This is a genomic window from Streptomyces kebangsaanensis (assembly GCF_001906585.1).
GTDB classification, from domain to species: Bacteria; Actinomycetota; Actinomycetes; order Streptomycetales; family Streptomycetaceae; genus Streptomyces; species Streptomyces kebangsaanensis.
In genome coordinates this window covers 1-21,756 of the sequence record NZ_JUJA01000170.1, presented here as the reverse complement: position 1 = coordinate 21,756, position 21,756 = coordinate 1, and the positions used below count along the sequence as shown (strand labels likewise).

General features: G+C 72.0%; 17 protein-coding genes and 2 pseudogenes. 15 read left to right on the top strand and 4 right to left on the bottom strand.

Going from position 1 to position 21,756, the window contains the following annotated elements:
• The first annotated feature begins 125 nt into the window (after positions 1-125).
• The 9 genes and pseudogenes from RH94_RS38135 (at position 126) to RH94_RS38100 (ending at position 12,438) form a co-directional block, all read left to right on the top strand.
• Positions 126-494, top strand: coding sequence for a hypothetical protein (locus RH94_RS38135; protein WP_073952904.1), 369 nt, complete (start codon positions 126-128; stop codon positions 492-494).
• Positions 491-856, top strand: a complete 366-nt coding sequence (locus RH94_RS38130; RefSeq protein WP_073952854.1) for a hypothetical protein — start codon at positions 491-493, stop codon at positions 854-856. The genes RH94_RS38135 and RH94_RS38130 overlap by 4 nt, the downstream gene beginning before the upstream one ends.
• 158 nt (positions 857-1,014) lie before the next feature.
• Positions 1,015-4,587, top strand: coding sequence for a type I restriction endonuclease subunit R (locus RH94_RS38125; protein WP_073952853.1), 3,573 nt, complete (start codon positions 1,015-1,017; stop codon positions 4,585-4,587).
• A gap of 4 nt (positions 4,588-4,591) precedes the next feature.
• Positions 4,592-5,371 carry a M48 family metallopeptidase gene (locus RH94_RS38120; RefSeq protein WP_073952852.1) on the top strand — a complete coding sequence of 260 codons (780 nt, stop codon included), beginning with the start codon at positions 4,592-4,594 and terminating at the stop codon, positions 5,369-5,371.
• A gap of 281 nt (positions 5,372-5,652) precedes the next feature.
• A complete protein-coding gene (locus RH94_RS38115) occupies positions 5,653-6,576 on the top strand; it encodes a serine hydrolase (protein WP_073952851.1) in 924 nt (307 codons plus the stop codon).
• A gap of 92 nt (positions 6,577-6,668) precedes the next feature.
• A pseudogene (locus RH94_RS38110) lies at positions 6,669-10,205 on the top strand (ABC transporter ATP-binding protein); the annotation flags it as partial.
• A 1-nt stretch (position 10,206) separates the two neighbouring features.
• Positions 10,207-10,410 (top strand): hypothetical protein (locus RH94_RS45990; protein ID WP_234426355.1); only part of this gene is annotated, 204 nt, incomplete at its 5' end.
• A 79-nt stretch (positions 10,411-10,489) separates the two neighbouring features.
• Entirely contained in the window at positions 10,490-10,879 is a 390-nt protein-coding gene (locus RH94_RS38105; protein WP_073952850.1) for a hypothetical protein, read from the top strand.
• 107 nt (positions 10,880-10,986) lie between these two features.
• The gene (locus tag RH94_RS38100; protein ID WP_073952849.1) at positions 10,987-12,438 is read left to right on the top strand and encodes a S28 family serine protease; all 1,452 of its coding nucleotides are present in this window, start codon (positions 10,987-10,989) and stop codon (positions 12,436-12,438) included.
• A gap of 46 nt (positions 12,439-12,484) precedes the next feature.
• On the opposite strand, the gene RH94_RS38095 is transcribed toward RH94_RS38100, so the two are convergent.
• The 4 genes and pseudogenes from RH94_RS38095 to RH94_RS38080 form a co-directional block, all read right to left on the bottom strand.
• Positions 12,485-13,111 carry a hypothetical protein gene (locus tag RH94_RS38095; protein WP_073952903.1) on the bottom strand — a complete coding sequence of 209 codons (627 nt, stop codon included), beginning with the start codon at positions 13,109-13,111 and terminating at the stop codon, positions 12,485-12,487.
• Positions 13,112-13,251: 140 nt separating this feature from the next.
• The gene (locus tag RH94_RS38090) at positions 13,252-15,129 is read right to left on the bottom strand and encodes a glycoside hydrolase family 3 protein (RefSeq protein ID WP_073952848.1); all 1,878 of its coding nucleotides are present in this window, start codon (positions 15,127-15,129) and stop codon (positions 13,252-13,254) included.
• A gap of 320 nt (positions 15,130-15,449) precedes the next feature.
• A pseudogene (locus RH94_RS38085) lies at positions 15,450-15,836 on the bottom strand (LysR substrate-binding domain-containing protein); the annotation flags it as partial.
• Entirely contained in the window at positions 15,837-16,883 is a 1,047-nt protein-coding gene (locus RH94_RS38080) for a LacI family DNA-binding transcriptional regulator (protein WP_073952847.1), read from the bottom strand.
• A 285-nt stretch (positions 16,884-17,168) separates the two neighbouring features.
• Between RH94_RS38080 and RH94_RS38075 the strand changes: the two genes are divergently transcribed.
• The 6 genes from RH94_RS38075 to RH94_RS38050 all read left to right on the top strand — a co-directional run.
• Entirely contained in the window at positions 17,169-18,320 is a 1,152-nt protein-coding gene (locus tag RH94_RS38075) for a Gfo/Idh/MocA family protein (RefSeq protein WP_073952846.1), read from the top strand.
• A complete protein-coding gene (locus RH94_RS38070; RefSeq protein WP_073952845.1) occupies positions 18,317-19,504 on the top strand; it encodes a dihydrodipicolinate synthase family protein in 1,188 nt (395 codons plus the stop codon). Before RH94_RS38075 ends, RH94_RS38070 begins: the two co-directional genes overlap by 4 nt.
• Positions 19,501-20,337 (top strand): sugar phosphate isomerase/epimerase family protein, encoded by an 837-nt coding sequence (locus tag RH94_RS38065; protein WP_073952844.1) that lies wholly within the window; start codon positions 19,501-19,503, stop codon positions 20,335-20,337. Before RH94_RS38070 ends, RH94_RS38065 begins: the two co-directional genes overlap by 4 nt.
• 328 nt (positions 20,338-20,665) lie before the next feature.
• Positions 20,666-20,992, top strand: a complete 327-nt coding sequence (locus tag RH94_RS38060; protein ID WP_073948376.1) for a hypothetical protein — start codon at positions 20,666-20,668, stop codon at positions 20,990-20,992.
• A 69-nt stretch (positions 20,993-21,061) separates the two neighbouring features.
• Positions 21,062-21,376, top strand: a complete 315-nt coding sequence (locus tag RH94_RS38055) for a pore-forming ESAT-6 family protein (protein WP_073948375.1) — start codon at positions 21,062-21,064, stop codon at positions 21,374-21,376.
• Positions 21,377-21,419: 43 nt separating this feature from the next.
• The coding region (locus RH94_RS38050) for a DUF6507 family protein (RefSeq protein WP_234425822.1) at positions 21,420-21,756 on the top strand (337 nt) is incomplete at its 3' end.

Genomic DNA, 21,756 nt, shown 5'->3' with positions numbered 1-21,756 from the left:
CTCTGTGAGTGGATCGCTACACAGCGATGTCCATGCACGTCGACCTGCCCTCGGGCACGGAAGACCCCCGCGACCGCTAGCGACGGCCCGGGGGCATGGCCCTCAACCTCACCGGAGTTGAAGACGTGTTGCACCGTATCGCCCTCCTCGTCGAGCCGCTGCTGCGGCTCCTGTGGCCCGCCTCCGGGCGGCACCGGCACCGGCACCGGAACCGGCACCGTGCCGGCGACCAAGCGCCCACCCCCGTACCGGCCGCCCCCGTCGCGCCCGGCCGCCGCTCCTCCCCGCACGAGGCCCTCCTCCACGGCGAGGACTCCCGGCTCGTCCGCCCCTACCTCCTCGCCCACGAACAGCGCGCGCAGGCCAGGCAGCAGCGCGCCCGCCGCCGGACCCTCTGGCTCGCCGTGCACGGCATCGACGTAGGGCCACGGCGCATCCACGGCGTCGACGTCGGCTCGCGCCGAATCCGGGGTGCCGAGGCGGCCGCCGCATGATCTACAAGAGCCACGGCGCCGCCGCCCCCACGGCCGGCCGACCCCGCCTCCTCCCCTGGTCCAACCTCGACGGCAACCCCTGCTATCTCGTCACCGACGACACCGGCACCGGCCGTCTCTCGCGCCTCGCCGACGACATCGAAGCCGTCCAGCTCGGCATGGCAGACGACCTTCTCGGCCACGCCGTCGACCTCCTGGGCGACGGCAAGGCCACTGCGCCCCAACTCCGTTACCTCGCAACTTGCTTGGCCGAGGCGCTCCACGACGTGCATCGCATCGCCCGCAGCAGGGGAGAGCGCCTCGCCGTGCCCCACGACGACGAAGCCTCTTACACCGCCCCGGAAGAGGCCCTCGGCATCTGATCCGCCCCTCCGCCGAGTGTGCGGACGTATCGGCGCAAAGCACCGTACGTCCGCGCGCTCAGCCGTGTCCCGTACCTGGAGCCCTTCCCTTCACCCCGCCCCCTGGGCACAGAATGGATCTCCGGGGAACAGCGGGACGTACAGGGAGGCGCGGGGCCGTGGTGGTGCACGTCGAGCGGGACGAGGTGGAGCGGCCGTTAATCGCGCAGTTGGAGGCCATGGGGTGGACGCACGTCCCGGGCGTCGAGCTGGACACGCTCGACGCGGCCGTGCCGCTGCTCGTCGACCAGCTCGGGCCCGCGCTGCGGCGGATCAACCTCCGGGGCGGTGACGGTCAGCCGTGGATGGGCGAGGACGACATCCGGCGGGCGGTCGGCGAGCTCGCTTCCCTCTCCCTCGGCAAGGGCGTCGTGCAGGCGAACCTCGCTGCCACCGACATGCTGCTCCACGGCTGGACGCTTCCCTCGCCCTCCGCCGCGCACGGCGGTCCGTCCGCCACCGTCCAGTACGTCGAGTGGCATCCGGACCTCGTCACGCGCAACACCTTCACCGTCGTCGACCAGCTCCGCGTGCGCAGCCGCTCCGGGGAGCTGTCGATACTCGACCTCGTCCTCTTCGTGAACGGCATCCCGCTCGTCGCCGTCGAGTGCAAGAGCCCCGATCTCGCCGAGCCCGTCCGCAGTGCCGTGCTCGATCTCCGGCACTACGCCGGGAATCCCGTTCTGGACCTCGACGCCACCGGTACCCCGGTCCCCGCCGGTGTGCCGGAACTGTTCCGGACCGTGCAGCTCCTCGTCGCCGCGACCGGCGAGACCGCCCACCTGGGGACCGTCACCTCCGAGCCCGAGCACTTCCACCCGTGGCGCAGCGTCGAACCGGAGGAGGAGAGCACCCTGCGGCGGGAGCTGCGTACCGCCGGACTGCTCGCGGACGGCGCCGACCCGGCCGCGCCCGCGCCGCTCGGCGAGCAGCAGAAGCTCGTCGGTGTGGTCCTGCGGCCGGCCGCCCTGCTCAACGTCGTACGGCACTACGTGATCCCGATGGCCGTCGAGTCGGATGCGGACGGCGGGGCCGTGCGGACCGTGAAGGCCGTCGCCCGGCACCAGCAGTACCGGGCCGCCGAGAAGGCCGTCCGCAGGCTGCTGACCGGGCGGGCCCGTGCCGGGCGTGACACCGAGGACGAGCGTGGCGGTGTCATCTGGCACACGCAGGGCTCCGGCAAGTCGCTGACCATGACGTTCCTGGTGCGGCGGGTGCATCTGCACCCTCGGCTCAGCGAGTTCATGGTGGTCGTGGTCACCGACCGCACCCAGTTGCAGACCCAGCTCTCACGGACGCTGAAACTCAGCGAGTCCGACGTCGAGACGGCGAAGACCCGGACGCAGATGGAAGGGCTGCTGCGCGACGGCGGGCGGCGCGTCGTCTTCGGCATGATCCAGAAGTACGGGACCGGCTTCACCTTCGCCGGGGACGCGGAAGGCAGCGGGGACGACCGGGATCTGACGGGAGGGGGAGCGGGCCGGAGCGAGGACGAAAGCCCCGGCCCCGTACCGGACTTCCCCGAGTGCAACACCTCACCGGACATCCTCGTCCTCGTCGACGAGGCACACCGTTCCCACACCAGCGTCCTGCACGCCGCCCTGCGCAAGGCGATCCCGAACGCCGCCAAGATCGGGTTCACGGGTACGCCGATCATCACCGGGCGCGAGGAGGACACGCGCCGGATCTTCGGGCGGGGCGACTCGCCGCGGGGCTTCCTCGACGAGTACCGGATGGAGGACGCCCAGCACGACGGCGTCGTCGTCCGCATCCGCTACGAGGGGCGGACGGGAGAGGGCGAGGTCCGTGACGGGGAGGTCCTCGACAAGGGGTTCGACGACCTCGTCCGGGACCGCACCCCCGAGGAGCGGGCCGCGCTGCTCAAGCGGTGGCCCACCGAGCGGGACGTCGCCGAGTCCGTTCCCATGATCGAAGCGAAGGCCGAGGACATGCTGGAGCACTGGGTGACCACCGTGCTGCCCGGCGGCTTCAAGGCGCAGGTCGCGGCCGTCAGCCGGAAGGCGGCCGTGCGGTACCACCACGCCCTGCGCAAGGCCCGTGACGAACTGCTGGCGCAGTTGGCCGAGTTCGACCCGGAGTCGGTGACGGAGATCCCGCTGGAGAAGCTCTCCGTCAGACAGCGCTATCTCCACCAGGCCTACCAGTTCAGGGCGTTGCTGCGGCGGATCGACTTCGTTCCCGTCATCTCCCCGGGTTCCGGCCACAAGCGGGGAGAATGGCGGGAGTGGACCGACGCCGGTCGCCAGGAGGCGTACACCGAGCGCTTCCAGAAGGCATTCCCCGAGCTGGTGCCCGATTCGGAGTGGGTCGCGGTGACCCCCTTCAATCCACCGCAGGACCCGACCCCTCCCACCGATTCCGCCGGCGGTATGAACGCCCCGTGGTCCGAGGCCGCGAACAGCGAACCACCGCCGCTCCCCGCCTCGGTGCCCGACCCCGTGCACCCCGACAGCCCCATCGCGTTCCTGATCGTGAAGTCCATGCTGCTCACGGGGTTCGACGCCCCGCGCGAACAGGTGCTCTACCTGGACCGGCCGATCCGGGACGCCGAGCTGCTCCAGGCCGTCGCGCGGGTCAACCGCACCTCGCCCGGCAAGGAGGTCGGCTACGTCGTCGACTACTACGGCGTCTTCGAGCACCTCTCCAGCGCACTCGCCGGGTACCGGAACGCCGACGTCACCGACACCATGCGGAATCTGTCCCACGAGGTGGGCAGACTCGGCCCCGCCGCCCAGAAGGTCCGCGACTTCCTGCGGCGCAACGGCATCGACGACGCGCAGCTCGACCAGCTCGCCGAGCTGGGGCCCGCGGCCCTCGCCCTGCAACCCGAAGACCTGCGGTTCGACTTCGACGAGGTGCTGCACGCGTTCCTCGCCACCCTCGAACGCGTCCTTCCGCACGAGGACGCCCTGGACTACGTGGCGGACGCCCGGCGCTGGAGCCTGCTCCAGAAGCGGGTGCGACGGCTGTGCCGGGACGCCGAGGGCGGCACGTTCACCCTGCGCCGGTACGGACGCAAGGTCCGGGCGATGATCGCCGACCACCTCGAAGGGCCGGAGATCGACCAGGTCATCCCGCCGGTCTCGCTCACGGCCCTCACCTTCGACGACGCCGTGCGGCGGCTGCCGCCGCAGGAGGCGGCGGCGGAGATGGGCCACGCGCTCCGCTTCCACCTGGAGGAGCGGACGAAGCGGGAGGACCCCGCGAAGTACGAGCGGCTCTCCACACGTCTGGAGGAGATCCTGCGCACGATGCCGGGTCGCTTCGAGGAGCAGATCGAGGAGTTCGGCCCGCTGATCGAGGAGGCCCGGCAGGAGCAGGAGGAGTCCCCGGAACTCGCCGGTCTCACGCCGCTCGCACAGCGGGTGTACCGGCTCGTGGAGCAGATCCTGGAGGACACACCCGGGATCAGCCTCGCCGACGGCGGCGACATCGGGCGGCTCACGGGCAAGGTGTGCGACATGGCCACCCGGACCATGGCCAGGGCGTCGTACCAGGGGCAGCACCAGGACATCAGCGCGCTGGCCGGAGCCCTCCAGGACGTCCTGCTCAGTGGCCACGTCCGGCCCGTGAAGGGGGACTGGGCGTCGTTGGAGAACGCGGCCGAGCGCCTGGCGTCCTTCGCGCAGGACAACCTGCGGCAGTTCCGGAGCAGGGCGAGGGGAGAATAGACGCGTGACAGCGCCGGCCGATCCCTCGACGTACCCCGCCCCCGAAGCACTTCTCACCGTGGACGGGCTGTCTCTGAGGGTGCGTGTCAGTGCCCGCAGGAAGCGGTTCGCGCTGACCGTCGAGACCGACGCGACCCTCACCCTGCACACCCCGGCCGGGCGCTCGACGGCCGAGGCGGAGCAGTTCGTCCGCGCGCACCGGGACTGGTTGGTGACCAAACGGCGGGAGCGGGAGCGCACACGCCCGCTCAGCCCCGTCAAGCGGCTCGTCGACGGAGAGGTCTTCCGCTACCTGGGGAGGACGTACCGGCTGGCCGTGTCCGGTGAGGAGGGGGCGGGCGGAGGAGTCCGGCTGATCGCGGGGCGTCTCGTCATGGGCCCGGATCTGGCGGCGGAGCCCCCGGCGGGTCGGGCGGCGCTGGTCGACTGGTACTGCCGGGCCGGCCGGAACTGGACGGGACAGCGGCTTCAGCCCTGGGCGGCCCGCATGGGGGTGACCGAGCCGGAACTCGACGTGCGGGACCTGGGGGACCGATGGGGTTCGTACCGGCCGCCGCAGGCCGGGACGGACGCCAAGGGGCTGATGAGTCTGGGATGGCCGCTCTTCCAGCTGCCCATGCATCTGATCGACTACGTCATCGCCCATGAACTGGCCCACGTGAGGGTGTCCGGGCACGGGGAGGACTTCTGGCGGCTGCTGCGGATCGCACTGCCCGAGTACGAGGAGCGGCGGGCGGACCTCGACGAGCTGGGGCGGCGGCTCTGGATGGGCGATGTCCGGTGAGCCGGGCCGAACTCCCTCTTGATCAAGGGAGTTCAGCCACGGCGAGGCCTGCCAGATCGCCTCGACCCACTCCGGTTGGTCGATGAACGGGTTGCCGGGACGCGCGCATCGTCGTGGACGACGTGGTCGGTACCTCTCCCGGAGAACCGGGGCGCTCGCCCCGCCGCGTCCGCGTACGGAGGCCCGGACGGTTGTCACACCCTTGAGGACATGTGATAACGAACGGTCAAATCCCGATCCGTTCGCACAACCATTCCGTCGAGTCCGCGTGTCAACTGGGCATGACTCACTGGATATCCAGACGCGCCAGAGTGCTCGCGGCGGGGGTCGGCGCCGGGATGCTGATTCCCTGCACGGCGGCCGCGGCGCCCGCGGCGGCCGCCGCTCCCACGGTCAGCTGCACGTCCGGCCAGGCGGGACTGGCCGCCAAGTTGCAGAAGGACATCACCGCGGCCATGAAGGGCCGCAAGGGAACCGTCGCGATCGGCCTGCTCGACCGCGGCACGAAGACGACCTGCACGCTCAGGGGATCGACGGCCTACGACTCCGCCAGCGTGGTCAAGGTCACCGTCCTCGCCACCCTGCTGTGGGACGCCGCGAAGCACAACCGCTACCTCACCGCCCGCGAGACCACCCTCGCCAAGGCGATGATCACCAAGTCGGACAACAGCGCGACCTCCACCCTGTGGAAGCAGCTGGGCGTGACGAAGGTGAAGGGCTTCCTGACCGCGGCCGGCATGACCCAGACCAAGCCGGGCGCGAACGGCTACTGGGGCCTGACACGGATCACCGTGCGCGACGAGCAGAAGCTGCTCGCACTGATCACGGCGAAGAACTCCGTACTGAGCGACAACTCCCGCGCCTACCTCCTCAAGCTCATGGGCCAGGTCGTCTCCTCCCAGCGCTGGGGCACGCCCGCCGGAGCGCCGTCCTCCGTGGCCATCCACGTCAAGAACGGCTGGCTGCAGCGCTCCACCCACGGCTGGCGGGTGCACAGCGTCGGCACCTTCGACGGCGCCGGCCGCGACTACATGATCACGGTGCTCACCCAGGACAACAGCACCATGAACTACGGCGTCACCACCATCCAGAACATCGCCAGGGCCGTCCACAAGGATCTCGTGCCCACGACGGCGGGCACAGCGCGTTACACACCGACCACCACCCCCAAGGAGGCGTTCGTGGCGGTCCCGCCGAACGGCTGACGCCCGCGGGGCGAATCGTCGCGGCGGGATGAAATCCGCTCCCGCCCGCGTTGGTGCCTTGCGAAAGATCAGGTCGTCAGGGAGGCACCGACGTGGCAGCGCAGCCGGCGGAAGCACGAGGGTGGGCGCGGAGGCTGGCCTCGTACGCCTGGCGATACCCGAAGGACGTGGTGCTCGCCCTCGGCGCGTCCCTGGCCGGCATGGCGGTCATGGCCGTCGTCCCGCTGATCACCAAGGTGGTCATCGACGACGTGATCGGCGACCACAGCCGCCGCATGGCCCCCTGGGCCGGCGCCCTGATCGGCGCCGCGCTCGTCGTCTACGTCCTCACCTACGTCCGCCGCTACTACGGTGGCCGGCTCGCCCTCGACGTCCAGCACGACCTGCGGACGGAGATGTACGGGACGATCACCCGGCTCGACGGCCGCCGTCAGGACGAGCTGTCCACCGGCCAGGTGGTCGGCCGTGCCACCAGCGACCTGCAGCTGATCCAGAGCCTGCTCTTCATGCTGCCGATGACCATCGGCAACGTCCTGCTCTTCCTGATCTCCCTGGTGATCATGGCCTGGCTGTCGCTGCCGCTGACCCTGGTCGCCCTCGCCGTCGCCCCGGCCCTCGGCTGGATCGCCAGACGCAGCCGGGCGAAGCTGCACCCCGCCACCTGGTACGCGCAGGCCCAGGCCGCGGCCGTGGCGGGAGTGGTCGACGGCGCGGTGAGCGGCGTGCGCGTGGTGAAGGGCTTCGGACAGGAGGAGCAGGAGACCGCCAAACTGCGGGAGGTCGGCCGTCGGCTGTTCGCCGGACGGCTGCGCACGATCCGGCTGAACGCCAGGTTCACCCCGGCCCTGCAGGCGGTCCCGGCGCTCGGCCAGGTCGCCATGCTGGCCCTCGGCGGCTGGCTGGCGGTGCGCGGGCACATCACCCTCGGTACGTTCGTCGCCTTCTCCACCTACCTCGCCCAGCTCGTCGGCCCGGTCCGGATGCTCGCCATGGTCCTCACCGTCGGACAGCAGGCCCGGGCGGGCACCGAGCGCGTCCTGGAGCTGATCGACACCGAGCCCGCGCTGACCGACGGCACCAGGGAGCTGCCCGCCGACGTGCCCGCCACCGTGGAGTTCGACGACGTGTCGTTCGGGTACGCGGACGGCCGGACCGTCCTGAAGGGCCTGTCCTTCGAGATCCGCCCCGGTGAGACGCTGGCCGTCGTCGGCTCCTCCGGCTCCGGGAAGTCCACGGTCTCCCTGCTGCTGCCGCGCTTCTACGACGTCACCCACGGCGCCGTCCTGGTCGGCGGCCACGACGTGCGCGAGCTGACCCTGGACTCGCTCAGGGCCGCGATCGGGCTGGTGCCCGAGGACTCCTTCCTGTTCTCCGACACGGTCCGCAACAACATCGCCTACGGCCGCCCCGACGCCACCCGGGAGCAGATCGAGGCGGCCGCCCGCGCCGCCCAGGCCGACCGTTTCATCGCCGAGCTGCCCGCCGGGTACGACACCACGGTCGGCGAGCACGGTCTGACGCTCTCCGGAGGCCAGCGCCAGCGCATCGCGCTCGCCCGCGCGATCCTCACCGACCCGCGCCTGCTCGTGCTGGACGACGCCACCTCCGCCGTGGACGCCCGCGTCGAGCACGAGATCCACGAGGCCCTGCGGCAGGTCATGGAGGGCCGTACGACCCTCCTGATCGCCCACCGCCGCTCCACCCTGAACCTCGCCGACCGCATCGCCGTCCTCGACCACGGCCGCCTCGCCGACATCGGTACCCACGACGAGCTCCAGGAGCGCTGCGCCCTCTACCGGCGCCTGCTCACCGACCCCGACGAGCTCGGCGGCGTCTCCCCGGGCCACGCACAGCCCCTCGCCCCCCGGGAGGACACCTCCGTACGGGACGAGCTGGACGCCGAGTTCGACGCCGAGCGCGGGGTGACGCCGCGGCTGTGGACCGGCGACCGGGAGCCGAAGGACACCGCCCTGTCGGGCACCCCGGCCACCCCCGAGCTCCTCGCCCAGGTCGAGGCCCTGCCGCCCGCGGCCGACACCCCCGACGTCGACGAGCGGCAGGCGGTCCGCCCGGAGGAGTCCTACGGCCTGCGCCGCCTCCTGCGCGGCTTCGGCCTGCCCCTCCTGATCAGCCTCGGCCTGGTCGCCGTGGACGCCGGCATGAGCCTGCTGCTGCCCGTCATGATCCGGCACGGCATCGACCAGGGCGTCACCCGGATGGCCCTCGGCGCGGTCTGGGCGGCCTCCCTGCTCGCGCTGCTCGCCGTCCTGTTGCAGTGGGCGGCGCAGGTCGGCGAGACCCGGATGACCGGCCGCACGGGCGAGCGCGTGCTGTACTCGCTGCGCCTGAAGATCTTCGCCCAGCTCCAGCGGCTCGGCCTCGACTACTACGAGCGCGAGCTGACCGGGCGGATCATGACCCGGATGACGACGGACGTGGACGCGCTGTCGACGTTCCTGCAGACCGGCCTGGTCACGGCGTTCGTCTCCGTGGTCACCTTCTTCGGCATCATGGTCGCCCTGCTGGTGATCGACGTACAGCTGGCGCTGGTCGTCTTCGCGACACTGCCGCCGCTGATCGTCGCCACCTTCTTCTTCCGCCGGGCGAGCGTGAAGGCGTACGAACTGGCCCGTGAGCGGGTGTCGGTGGTCAACGCCGACCTGCAGGAGTCGGTGGCGGGGCTGCGGATTGTGCAGGCGTTCCGGCGTGAGCGGGACGGCGGGCGGCGCTTCGCCGAGCGCAGCGACGGCTACCGCAGCGCCCGTGTCCGCGGGCAGTGGCTGATCTCGGTCTACTTCCCGTTCGTGCAGTTCCTGTCGTCGGTCGCGGCGGCCTCGGTGCTGATCGCGGGGGCGGGCCGGGTGGAGGCGGCGACGCTGACCACGGGTGCCCTGGTGGCGTACCTGCTCTACATCGACCTGTTCTTCGCGCCCGTCCAGCAGCTCTCCCAGGTCTTCGACGGCTACCAGCAGGCGAGCGTCTCCCTCGGCCGCGTCCAGGAGCTGCTGCGGGAGCCGACGTCCACGAAGTCCGCCGCCGAGCCCCGCGACGTGCCCGCCCTGCGCGGCGAGATCGCCTTCGAGGACGTGCACTTCGCGTACGGCGCCGCCGACGAGGGGGACGCGGCGCTGAGCGGCATCGACCTGCGCATCCCCGCCGGGCAGACCGTCGCGTTCGTCGGCGAGACCGGCGCGGGCAAGTCGACCCTGGTCAAGCTGGTGGCCCGGTTCTACGACCCGACCGGCGGCCGGGTGACGGTGGACGGCACGGACCTGAGGGAGCTGGACCTCACGGCGTACCGGCACCGGCTCGGGGTCGTCCCGCAGGAGGCGTACCTCTTCCCGGGCACCGTCCGCGACGCCATCGCCTACGGCCGCCCCGACGCCACCGACGCCGAGGTCGAGGCCGCCGCGCGGGCCGTCGGCGCGCACGAGATGATCGCCCTGCTGGAGGGCGGCTACCTGCACGAGGTCGCCGAGCGCGGGCGCAACCTGTCGGCCGGTCAGCGCCAGCTCATCGCGCTGGCCCGCGCCGAACTCGTCGACCCCGACGTCCTGCTGCTCGACGAGGCGACCGCCGCGCTCGACCTGGCCACCGAGGCCCAGGTCAACCAGGCCACCGACCGGCTCNGCGGGCCGCCGCACCACGCTGGTGGTCGCCCACCGGCTGACGACGGCCGCCCGCGCGGACCGGGTGGTGGTGATGGACCGCGGCCGGGTCGCCGAGGACGGCACGCACGACGAGCTCCTGGCCCGCGGCGGGCGGTACGCCGAGCTGTGGCGGACCTTCGTCGGCGCGCCCGGGCCGGAGGAGCCGGTCAGCGCGTCCCGTTGAGCGCGGGGGCGCAACCACCGACGTATGTGCCGCGTCCGTACATCTGTACGCTTGAGTAACTGTCGTAGGGGGGACGGCTGTGGGCAGTGGTGCGATACGCCGGCGGCTGGCGCTCGGTGTGGCCGCGCTGACCGGGGCGGGACTGCTGGCGCTCGCCGCGCCCGGCACCGCCGAGGCAGCCGCGTCCACGTGCTCGGGCCGCCAGGTCAAGACGATCCCCTTCGCCACCGGCTCCCTCCACGTCTACAAGCGCGACGGCTACGTCTGCGCCCTCACCCTCGCCAAGAACCCCGGCCCCCAACGGCCGATGTCGGTGACCGTGCAGGCCCGTGGCAACCGCCCGGTCACCGACAAGGGCCGCTACTCACGGCAGGCCGGCCCGGTCACCGTGCACGCCGGCCGCCGGTGCGTGCGCGTCGCCGGATCGGTGGGCTCGCAGTCGGTGCGCAGCGGCTGGATCCTGTGTTGAACGCGTGACGCCCCCTGACGGCGCAGAGGGTTTTCCCCTACTCCCCTGGTGTGCACCCGAGTTGCTCCGATAACTTCCGGCGCACATCTGTCTGAGAGGGAGGGTGCATGCGCAAGGCGCTCAGATGGCTGCTCGCGCTCGCGGTGCTCATCGGCACACTGAGCACGGCGGGGGCGGCCACCGCGGCCCAGCCGGAAGCCACGAACACCACCACAAGCAGCACGGACACCGACATCAAGGACCGGCTCCTGTCCATACCGGGCATGAGCCTGATCCAGGAGAAGCCCTACACCGGCTACCGCTACTTCGTCCTCACCTACACCCAGCCGGTCGACCACCGGCACCCGTCGAAGGGCACCTTCGAGCAGCGGATCACCGTGCTGCACAAGGGAGTCGACCGCCCGACGGTCTTCTACACCGGCGGCTACAACGTCTCCACGACACCGAGCCGCCGCGAGCCGACCCAGATCGTGGACGGCAACCAGGTCTCCATGGAATACCGGTTCTTCACCCCGTCCCGGCCCGCCCCGGCCGACTGGTCCAAGCTGGACATCTGGCAGGCCGCCGGCGACCAGCACCGCATCTTCCAGGCCCTGAAGCCGGTCTACCCCCACAACTGGATCGCCACCGGCGGCTCCAAGGGCGGCATGACGGCCACCTACTACAAGCGCTTCCACCCCGGTGACATGGACGGCGTGGTCGCCTACGTGGCCCCCAACGACGTGGTCGACAAGGAGGACTCCGCCTACGACCGCTTCTTCGCCACCGTCGGCACCAAGGACTGCCGCGACCGGCTGAACGGCGTGCAGCGCGAGGCGCTGGTGCGCCGCGGGACGCTGGAGAAGAAGTACGCCCAGTACGCCGCCGACAACGGCTACACCTTCACCACCGTCGGCAGCCTCGACAAGGCGTACGAGGCCGTCGTCCTCGACTACGTGTGGGGCTTCTGGCAGTACGGCCTGCTGAAGGACTGCGACACGATCCCGGCGGACGCGAAGAACGCCACCGACCAGCAGATCTGGGACTCCGTCGACACCCACTCCGGGTTCGACGGCTACACCGACCAGGGCCTGGAGCCCTACACGCCGTACTACTACCAGGCGGGCACGCAGCTGGGCGCGCCGACCATCCACTTCCCGCACATCGAGAAGAAGCTGATCCGCTACGGCTACCAGCCGCCGCGGAACTTCGTGCCGCGCTCCATCCCGATGAAGTTCCAGCCGTCGGCGATGCGGGACGTGGACACCTGGGTGCGCCGGCACGCGAACCAGATGCTCTTCGTCTACGGGCAGAACGACCCGTGGGGTGCGGAGCCGTTCCGCCTCGGCCACGGGGCACGCGACTCCTACGTCTTCACCGCGCCCGGCATGAACCACGGCGCGAACGTCGCCGGTCTCGTGGCGGACGAGAAGGCGCTCGCCACGGCCAGGATCCTCGAGTGGGCCGGAGTCGCCACCCCGACGGTCCAGGCGGACCCGTCGGCGGCCGAGCCGCTGGCCCGCTACGACGCCAGGCTGGACGTGCGTGACGTGGAGCGCGAGCCGGCGCTCAGGCCGTAGCCCGCGGTGGCTGCGCCCGGACACACGGCTCCACAGCCGTACGGCCTCACAGCCTCCGGGCGCAGCCCACCGGTTCCTCCCCGCCCAGCCGCACGTACAGGGCGGTCGACGCCGGGCACTGGGCGCGGCTGCGTACGGCCCGCACCACCTGGTACTCCGGCTTCCTCTTCCCCGAGCCGTCGCACGCGGTCTCCCGCACCGCGCCGCGGCCCGCGCCGTGGACGCAGTCGCCGACGACGGTGCGCGGCCCGCCCCCGCCGCCGGGGTCGCCCGGGTGCGGGGGCTGCAGGTTGCGCATGCAGGCGTAGCCCCGCGGGATCACGCCCTCCCCGCCGACGGCGGGCTGGGCGCCGATGTGCAGGACGAAGTCGGTGGCCGGCGGGCAGAGCGGCCCGTCGTCCGGCCCGCCGTCGTGGCGGGCGATCACGCGGGCCGCCGCCCGTTCGCCGGTGCACGGCACCTCGGTGAAGCTCGTCGTGCCGAAGGAACTGCACTCGCCCACGCCGAGGAACACCGCGCCGTGGCCGGAGGGCCGCGTCGGCGTGCCGCCGGGCGGCGCCCCGGGCTCCGCGGCGCCGGACGTCTGCCGGCAGCCCGTCAGCAGGGCCGCGAGCAGGGCCGCGAGCAGCGTCGGCAGGGCGCGCCCCACCCCCGTCGGCCATTTCCCGCGCATCGCCATCCCCCGGTCCACCCCCGACCAGCGTGGCCCGTCGCGGCGGGGCCGCGCCAGACGTGCGGGGGCGCTTTGGGCCGGTCGGGGGTGGTGGGCCGGGTGTGCGGCGTACGCGCCGTACGTCCGATGCGCGAGCCCGGTCAGTACGACAGGCCGTACCCGACGGGGTACAGGACCTTCGCCGGATCGTCGGCCCGCTGCACCGGCACCGGCAGCCTCCCGCGCGGCTCCACCCGGCCGGCGATCACCCGCGCGGCGGCGCGCAGTTCGACGTCGGTCCAGGAGTAGGCCGCCAAGTGGGCGGGGACGGACGGCAGTTGGGCGACGTCGTAGGGGTTGCGGATCGCGACCGCGATCACCGGGCGGCCGGTGGCGAGAAGCCGCTCCACCAGGGTCTTCTGGGAGCTGCCCGCCGTGACGTTGTACGTCGCGACCACCACCGCGTCCGCCTCCCGCGCCGCGGCGACCGCCTGGTCGACGGTCGCCGCCGAGGGGGCGGTGCCGGTCGGCAGGGCCGTGGCCGTGAAGCCCAGTTCGGCGAGGGCGCCGGCGAGGACGCCGGTGGGCGGGCCCGTGGTGCCCGACGGGGAGGCGGGGTCGGCGCCGACGACGAGGATCCCGCGGTGGACGCGGCGGGACAGCGGCAGCAGCCGGCCCTCGTTGACCAGCAGGGTCGTGGTCCGCTCGGCGATGCGGTCGGCCGCCGCGAGGTGGGCGCGGGTGCCCACGGTGCGGTCGACGCCGGCCCGGGTGACGTACGGGTCGTCGAACAGGCCCAGCTTCGCCTTCAGGCGCAGGATGCGCAGGATCGATTCGTCGAGCCGGGCCTCGGTCAGCTCACCGTCGCGTACGGCGTTCAGCACCGCGTTCCAGGCGATGTCCAGGGAGGGCGGGTTGAGGAGCTGGTCCACGCCCGCCTTGAGCGCGAGCACCGGCACCCGGTCGTCGCCGTACTTGGTGCGCACGCCCTCCATGCCGAGGGAGTCGGTGACCACGACCCCGTCGTAGCCCAGTTCCCCGCGCAGGATGCCGGTGAGGATCGGGCGGGAGAGGGTGGCCGGGTCGTCGGAGCCGTCGAGCGCGGGGACGACGATGTGGGCCGTCATGATCGAGTCGATGCCGGCGGCGATCGCGGCCCGGAACGGCGGTGCGTCGAGGCGCTCCCACTGCTCGCGGGTGTGGTGGATGTAGGGGAGCTTGGCGTGGCTGTCGTCGACCGTGTCGCCGTGCCCGGGGAAGTGCTTGGCGGTCGCCGCCACCTTGGAGCTCTGGTAGCCCTTCACCTCCGCGGCCACCAGCCTCGCCACGGCGTCCGGGTCGGCGCCGAAGGAGCGTACGCCGATGACCGGGTTGGCCGGGTCGACGTTCACGTCGGCGACGGGGGAGTAGTTCTGGTTGACGCCGACGGCGCGCAGCTCGGCGCCCGAGACACGGCCCAGGGTGTGGGCGTCACCGGTGGAGCCGCCCGCCCGTCTCCCACCACCGCCCTTCTGGGGAAGCGCTTCGCGCCCTTTTTCTCCTGCGCCGACCGCCATGGCGCCCGGGAAGAGGGTCGCGGGCTCGCCCACGCGGCAGACGATGCCGTGCTCCTGGTCGGTGGAGATGAGCAGCGGCAGGCCGCGCGGCAGGCCGAGGGACGCCTTCTGGATGCCGTTGGAGAGGTCGGCGATCTGGTGGGGGTCGCGGGTGTTGTGGGCCCAGGCGAAGTAGATGATGCCGCCGACGCGGTACCTGGCGATCAGCTCGGCGGCCGTGCGGACGCCGATCTCCTTGAGGTTGGCGTCGACGTCGGCCTGGTCGGGGGCGGTGGCGGAGTGGCCGTAGACCCGCATCACGAAGAGCTGGCCGACCTTCTCCTCCAGGGTCATGCGGGAGACGAGGGCGCGCAGCTTCTTGTCGCTCTTGCCGTCGCGGGAGGCGGCGTGGGCGGTACCGGGGCCCTGGACCGCGAGGGCGGCGGTGAGGCCGGCGGTGGTGGCGAGGACGGTACGTCTGGAGGGGCGTGTGGAGTCGTGCACGTGCGCTCCTTCCGGAGGTGTTCCGCTGAAGGAAACTTCCGAGGAGTCAGCAATATCCGGGAAGTTTCTGCCAGTCAAGGGAGCGCACACTACTTGGCGAGGGGCCGCCACCGGCGCTGTCGGAGGGTGCGTGCCGATGGCGGCGTGCCGCCGGCCGCGGTGCGGAGGAGAGGGTGGCCGGCGATCGCAGCCAGTGGCGAGGGCCGACACCGCACCGCGGAGACTCGTCCGGCGGCCTGCCGGTTGGACGGACGGGAACGGGGGCGGGTTCCCGGACGGGCGCGGATCGCGGGAAGCCGGTGGGGGAGTGACCGCGGGGCTCAGCGGGGCGCGTGCGCCGACACCGCCGGCCAGTGCTCCCGCAGCGCGCGGACCGTCTCGGCGATCGCCGGGCGGCGCGCGGCGCCCGTGCGCCACAGCGCGTACAGCCGCCGTACGCGCAGGGGATCCAGCGGCACCTCCACGATCCCCTCGGGCAGCGGGCCGCGGCCCGGGCGCGGGATCGGCGCGACGCCGAGACCGGCGGCGGCCGGGGCGACCGGGGCCGGGTTCTCGTCGGCCTGGTGGACGACGTCCGGCACGTGGCCGGCGGCGCGCAGGGCGCGCACCGGCCACTCGCGGCAGACCCGGCCCGGCGGCCGGCAGCCCCACCGCTCGCCGCCGAGCTCCGAGCGCCGTACCGCGCCGCGCCCCGCGACTGCGGCCCCTCAGACCCGGGGAACCGCCGAGGACCCCCGGACCATCAGCTCCCCCCGCACCGTCGCGATGCCCCCGGGCGGCGGCTCCTCGCGGCCCATCGCGATACGGCCCGCGCGGGCGCCCGCCCCGGCGAGCGGCAGCCGTACGGTCGTCAGCGACGGCACCGCGTCGATGCTGAAGGGCAGGTCGTCGAAGCCCGCCACCGAGACGTCCTGCGGGATGCGCAGCCCGGACTCGCGCAGGGCCGCGCAGGCGCCCAGGGCGACGGAGTCGTTGGCGGCGACGACCGCCGTCAGGTCCGGGTCGCGGCGCAGCAGTTCCAGGGTGGCCTCGTAGCCGGACCGGCGGTCGTAGCGGCCGTGCACCGTGCGGCGCGGGTCGTCCTCGACGCCCGCCGCCGCCAGGGCCTCCCGGTGCCCCTCCAGCCGGTGGCGGGTGGTCGTGCGCTCCTCGGGCCCCGCGATGTAGCCGAGCCGCCGGTGGCCGAGGCCGATCAGGTGCTCGGTCAGCTGCCGTGCGCCCCCGCGGTTGTCGAAGGCCAGCGCGATCGCCCCGGTGTCGGGCGCCGGCGGGCGCCCGCACAGCACCACGCGCGTCCCGGCGTCCGTCAGCTTGCGCAGCTTCGCGGAGACCGCCGCCGCGTGCGGCGCGTCCTCCACGGCCCCGCCGGTCAGCACCACCGCCGCCGCCCGCTGCCGCTGCAGCAGGGTCAGATAGGTCAGCTCGCGGTCCGGTGAGCCGCCCGTGTTGCAGACCACCGCCAGACGTTCCCCGCCCGCCCGGCCGCCGGGGCCGCCGATCTCCGACTGGATCGCGCTCGCCATGATTCCGAAGAAGGGGTCGGCGATGTCGTTGACCAGGATGCCGACCAGGTCGGAGGTGGCCGCGGCGAGCGCGCTCGCGGGGCCGTTGAGGACGTAGTCCAGCTCGTCGACCGCCTTCAGCACCCGTTCCCGGGTGGAGGCGGCGACCGGGTAGTTCCCGTTCAGCACGCGCGACACCGTCGCGGGCGAGACCTGTGCGCGGGCCGCCACGTCCGCCAGGGTCACCGTCATCTCGTCGTCCTCCGGTCGCGCATGTCGTCGTCGTACGTGCTCGTACGGCCCTGTCCACAGCCCGCGGGGCCGCCGTCGGACACGGCGTGTCGTGCAGACCTTACGACCACTGGGCCCCCCGTTCGTCCCCCCGGACAACACGTCCCTGGACACGCTCTTGTCCGGACCGCTGTCCAGAGGTTAGCTTCTCTCTACATAGAAAGCGCTTGCTGTATTGCTCACCAGTGACACCGCTGGGGCGTACGCGGCGCGTGGACCGCGTACGTTCGTACGAAGGGGACTGACGTGACACGCAAGACGGTGCGGATCGCCATGAACGGCGTGACCGGGCGCATGGGATACCGCCAGCACCTCGTCCGCTCGATCCTCGCCCTGCGCGAGCAGGGCGGACTCGACCTCGGCGACGGCACCGTGCTGTGGCCCGAACCCGTCCTGGTCGGCCGCCGCGAGCACGCCCTGAGGGCGCTCGCCGAGAAGCACGGCCTGGAGCACGTCTCCACGGACCTGGACGCGGTCCTCGCCGACCCGTCCGTCGACATCTACTTCGACGCCCAGGTCACCTCGGCCCGCGAGGAGGCGATCCGGAAAGCGATCTCCGCGGGCAAGCACATCTACACCGAGAAGCCCACCGCCACCGGCCTCGACGGCGCCCTGGAACTCGCGCGCCTGGCGCACGCCGCCGGCATCAAGCACGGCGTCGTGCAGGACAAGCTCTTCCTGCCGGGCCTGATGAAGCTGAAGCGGCTGATCGACGGCGGCTTCTTCGGCCGGATCCTGTCCGTGCGCGGCGAGTTCGGCTACTGGGTCTTCGAGGGCGACTGGCAGGAGGCCCAGCGCCCCTCCTGGAACTACCGTGCCGAGGACGGCGGCGGCATCGTCGTCGACATGTTCCCGCACTGGGAGTACGTGCTGCACGAGCTGTTCGGCCGGGTGAAGTCCGTCCAGGCGCTCACCGCCACCCACATCCCCCAGCGCTGGGACGAGCACGGCAAGCCCTACGACGCCACCGCCGACGACGCCGCCTATGGCATCTTCGAACTGGACGGCGGCGCGATCGCCCAGATCAACTCCTCCTGGGCGGTCCGCGTCAACCGCGACGAACTGGTCGAGTTCCAGGTGGACGGCACCGAGGGCTCCGCCGTCGCCGGCCTGCGCAGCTGCCGCGTCCAGCACCGCAGCGCCACCCCCAAGCCGGTGTGGAACCCGGACATCCCCGCCACCGAGGTCTTCCGCGACCAGTGGCAGGAGGTGCCCGACAACGCCGACTTCGACAACGGCTTCAAGGCCCAGTGGGAGCTGTTCCTCAAGCACGTCTACGCCGACGCCCCCTACCACTGGGACCTGCTGGCCGGCGCCCGCGGCGTCCAGCTCGCCGAGCTGGGCCTGAAGTCCTCGGCCGAGGGCCGCCGCCTCGACGTACCGGAGATCGCGCCGTGACCCTCCACCTGCCGGACCCCCAGGGCGGTCTCAGGGCCTACGAGCCCCGCGCCGAACCCTTCGCCCCCACCCCGGGCAGCCCCTTCACCTCCCGCACGGTCTTCTCGGCGGCGCACGTCGTCGCCGACCCGTTCGCGGACACCTCCCCCGACTCGCCCGCCGCCGTCGACTGGGACGCCACCCTCGCCTTCCGCCGCCACCTGTGGGCCCACGGGCTGGGGGTCGCCGAGGCCATGGACACCGCGCAGCGCGGCATGGGCCTGGACTGGGCGGGCGCGGCCGAACTGATCCGCCGGTCGGCGGCGGAGGCGCGGGCCGTGGGCGGCCGTATCGCCTGCGGCGTCGGCACCGACCAGATCACCGACCAGATCACCGACCAGATCACCGACCGGACCACCGGCGGGTCGCTCGCCGGGATCCGGACGGCGTACGAGGAACAGCTCGCCGTGGTCGAGGAGTCCGGCGCCCAGGCGATCCTGATGGCCTCGCGCGCCCTCGCGGCCACCGCGCGCGGCCCCGAGGACTACCTGGAGGTCTACGGCCACCTGCTCCGCCAGGCCGCCGACCCGGTGATCCTGCACTGGCTCGGCCCCATGTTCGACCCGGCGCTGGAGGGCTACTGGGGCTCCGCCGACCTGGACGCGGCCACCGACACCTTCCTGGAGGTCATCGCCGCCCATCCCGACAAGGTCGACGGCGTGAAGATCTCCCTGCTGGACGCCCAGCGCGAGATCGACCTGCGCCGCCGCCTGCCGCAGGGCGTGCGCTGCTACACCGGCGACGACTTCAACTACCCGGAGCTGATCGCCGGCGACGAGCAGGGCCACAGCCACGCGCTGCTCGGCATCTTCGACCCGCTGGGCCCGCTGGCGGCCGAGGCCGTACGGGTCCTGGACACCGGGGACGTCACGGGCTTCCGCGCCCTCCTCGACCCCACGGTCGAGCTGTCCCGCCACCTGTTCCAGGCACCCACCCGCTTCTACAAGACCGGTGTGGTGTTCCTGGCCTGGCTGGCCGGCCACCAGTCGCACTTCACGATGGTCGGCGGCCTGCAGTCGGCCCGCTCCCTGCCGCACCTGGCCCGCGCCTACGAACTCGCCGACGGCCTGGGTCTGTTCCCGGACCCGAAGCTCGCCGAGGAACGGATGAGGAACCTGCTGTCGCTGTACGGGGTGAACCGATGAGCACCGGTCTCGAACGCTTCTCCATCAACCAGATGACGGTGAAGCAGTTGTCCCTGCCCGAACTGGTGGCAGCCTGCGCGGAGTCGGGCGTACCGGGCGTGGGCCTGTGGCGCGAGCCGGTCCAGGCGTACGGCGTGGAGGCGGCGGCGAAACTCGTCCGCGATGCGGGCCTGACGGTGACGACCCTGTGCCGGGGCGGCTTCCTCACGGCCACCGACCCGGCCGAGCGGGAGGCCGCCCTGGCCGACAACCGCCGCGCGGTCGACGAGGCCGCCACGCTCGGCACCGACACCCTCGTCCTGGTCTCGGGCGGCCTCCCGCCCGGCTCGAAGGACCTGCACGGCGCCCGGGAGCGCATCGCCGACGCCCTCGCCGAACTGGGCCCGTACGCGGAGAGCCACGGGGTGAGGCTCGCCATCGAGCCGCTGCACCCCATGTACGCCGCCGACCGCTGTGTGGTCTCCACCCTCGCTCAGGCCCTGGACCTCGCCGAACGCTTCCCGGCCCACCAGGTCGGCGTGACGGTGGACACGTACCACATCTGGTGGGACGACCACGCCCCCGAGCAGATCGCCCGCGCGGGCGCGGCCGGCCGCATCCACACCTTCCAGCTCGCCGACTGGACCACCCCGCTGCCCGAGGGGGTCCTCAACGGCCGCGGCCAGATCGGCGACGGCGCGATCGACATGCGGGAGTGGAAGGGGTACGTGGAGGCGGCGGGTTACACCGGCGCGATCGAAGTGGAGCTGTTCAACGAGGAGTTGTGGGCGAGAGAGGGGAGGGAGGTGCTGGCGGAGACGGCGGCCCGGTTCGTGGAGCACGTGATCCGCTGAGCGTGTCATCCGGTGAGCACGTGATCCGGAAAAAAATCCGCCGTGCGGTGCAACCCTTCCCGCGCCCCGCGTGTCGTAGCTGATGTCAGAACTCTTGGAGGGGGATCTGGGGGGATCGCGGGGGGTTCTGGCACGGAGGGGAAGCCGAGGGGGCCCGGTCGACGGACCGGGCCCCCTCGAACGCCTTTGCGGACGCCCGGTTTCTTCACCCGTGGCAGGGCTGTGACACAAGGCGGTTGCGCGTGTGATTGCCTGTTGTGAACATGGTGGGTGCGGAAGCGTTCGATGAGAGACGAGACAACTCTCTTCAGGGGGAGGCGGGTTCGGCGTGAAGTTCGACATGGGTGCGCAGACGCTGTCGGCGTTGATGCGTGAGTCGCGGGGGTCGAGTGATGATCTGGGGTCGTTGATCCAGCAGTTGGTGCGGGCGGCGGAGCCGTTGGAGGGGAAGTTCAACGGTGCGGGCCGGCGGATGTTCGATCAGTTCAAGGCGCGGGCGGACGGGATCACGGCGGATCTGAACGGGTCGTTGTCGGCGATCCTGGGTGGTCAGTCGGGGATGGAGTCGGCGTTCTCCTCGGGTGATCAGGAGCAGGGGGACAACGCGCGGCAGCAGATGGGTGCGGCGAACTTCGATGCGGCGCGGTTCCGCTGAGGGCTGTTCTTCGCGCGTACGTTCTGTTCGGTTGATCGTTTTTTCGGGGAAGTCGGGGAGTGGTGTGTGATGGCGGGTTCGGGTGCGGATCGCCGGTCGTACGACATGGGGGCGTCGGCGGATGTGCAGGGGGGTCTGCAGGCGGTGGTGGCCCGGTTGGAGGCGGTGATCGGGGAGCGGGACCGTCAGGTGAAGGCGGCGATGGCGGACTTCTCGGCGGATGGTGTGGCGGATGAGTACCACGGCAAGGAGCAGCGGTGGAACAGTGCGTCGCAGGAGGTGCGGAACATCATCCAGTTGGTGAAGTCGACGTTGGAGATGAACGACTCGACGGCGCAGTCGACGCTGGCGCGGGCGAAGGCGGCGGTGGACAGCATCGGCTGAGTGCCGGTGGTGCGGGTGTGGGTGTGGTGACGGGGGTGTGGGTGTGCCGGGCTGGGATCTGAGGCCGCAGGGCATTACGCAGGTGTTGCGGTCGACGGGTGAGTCGGCGTCGAAGCTGCAGGGGTATGCGAAGTCGTACGGGGAGCATCTGACGTCGGCGGCGACGAGCGCGGGGACGATCTCCGCCGGTTCCGGTGGTTCCGGTGGTGAGCAGGGGCAGGGCGGTCTGGTGGCGCTGGCGTTGTCGCGGTACGCGGAGCATGCGGCGAAGGATCTGCAGTTCGTCGCGGCGCGGGCGGGCAAGTCGTTGCAGGGTGTGGTGGACGCGACGACGGCGTACCTCAACGGTGATCAGGAGATGGCGGCGGAGGCGCAGCGCA

Excerpts from the sequence above, each read along its gene's own strand:
- RH94_RS38130 (WP_073952854.1), top strand. The coding sequence starts at position 491 with ATGATCTACAAGAGCCACGGCGCCGCCGCCCCCACGGCCGGCCGACCC.
- RH94_RS38115 (WP_073952851.1), top strand. The coding sequence starts at position 5,653 with ATGACTCACTGGATATCCAGACGCGCCAGAGTGCTCGCGGCGGGGGTC.
- RH94_RS38100 (WP_073952849.1), top strand. The coding sequence starts at position 10,987 with ATGCGCAAGGCGCTCAGATGGCTGCTCGCGCTCGCGGTGCTCATCGGC.
- RH94_RS38095 (WP_073952903.1), bottom strand. The coding sequence starts at position 13,111 with ATGCGCGGGAAATGGCCGACGGGGGTGGGGCGCGCCCTGCCGACGCTG.
- RH94_RS38080 (WP_073952847.1), bottom strand. The coding sequence starts at position 16,883 with ATGACGGTGACCCTGGCGGACGTGGCGGCCCGCGCACAGGTCTCGCCC.
- RH94_RS38065 (WP_073952844.1), top strand. The coding sequence starts at position 19,501 with ATGAGCACCGGTCTCGAACGCTTCTCCATCAACCAGATGACGGTGAAG.
- RH94_RS38055 (WP_073948375.1), top strand. The coding sequence starts at position 21,062 with ATGGCGGGTTCGGGTGCGGATCGCCGGTCGTACGACATGGGGGCGTCG.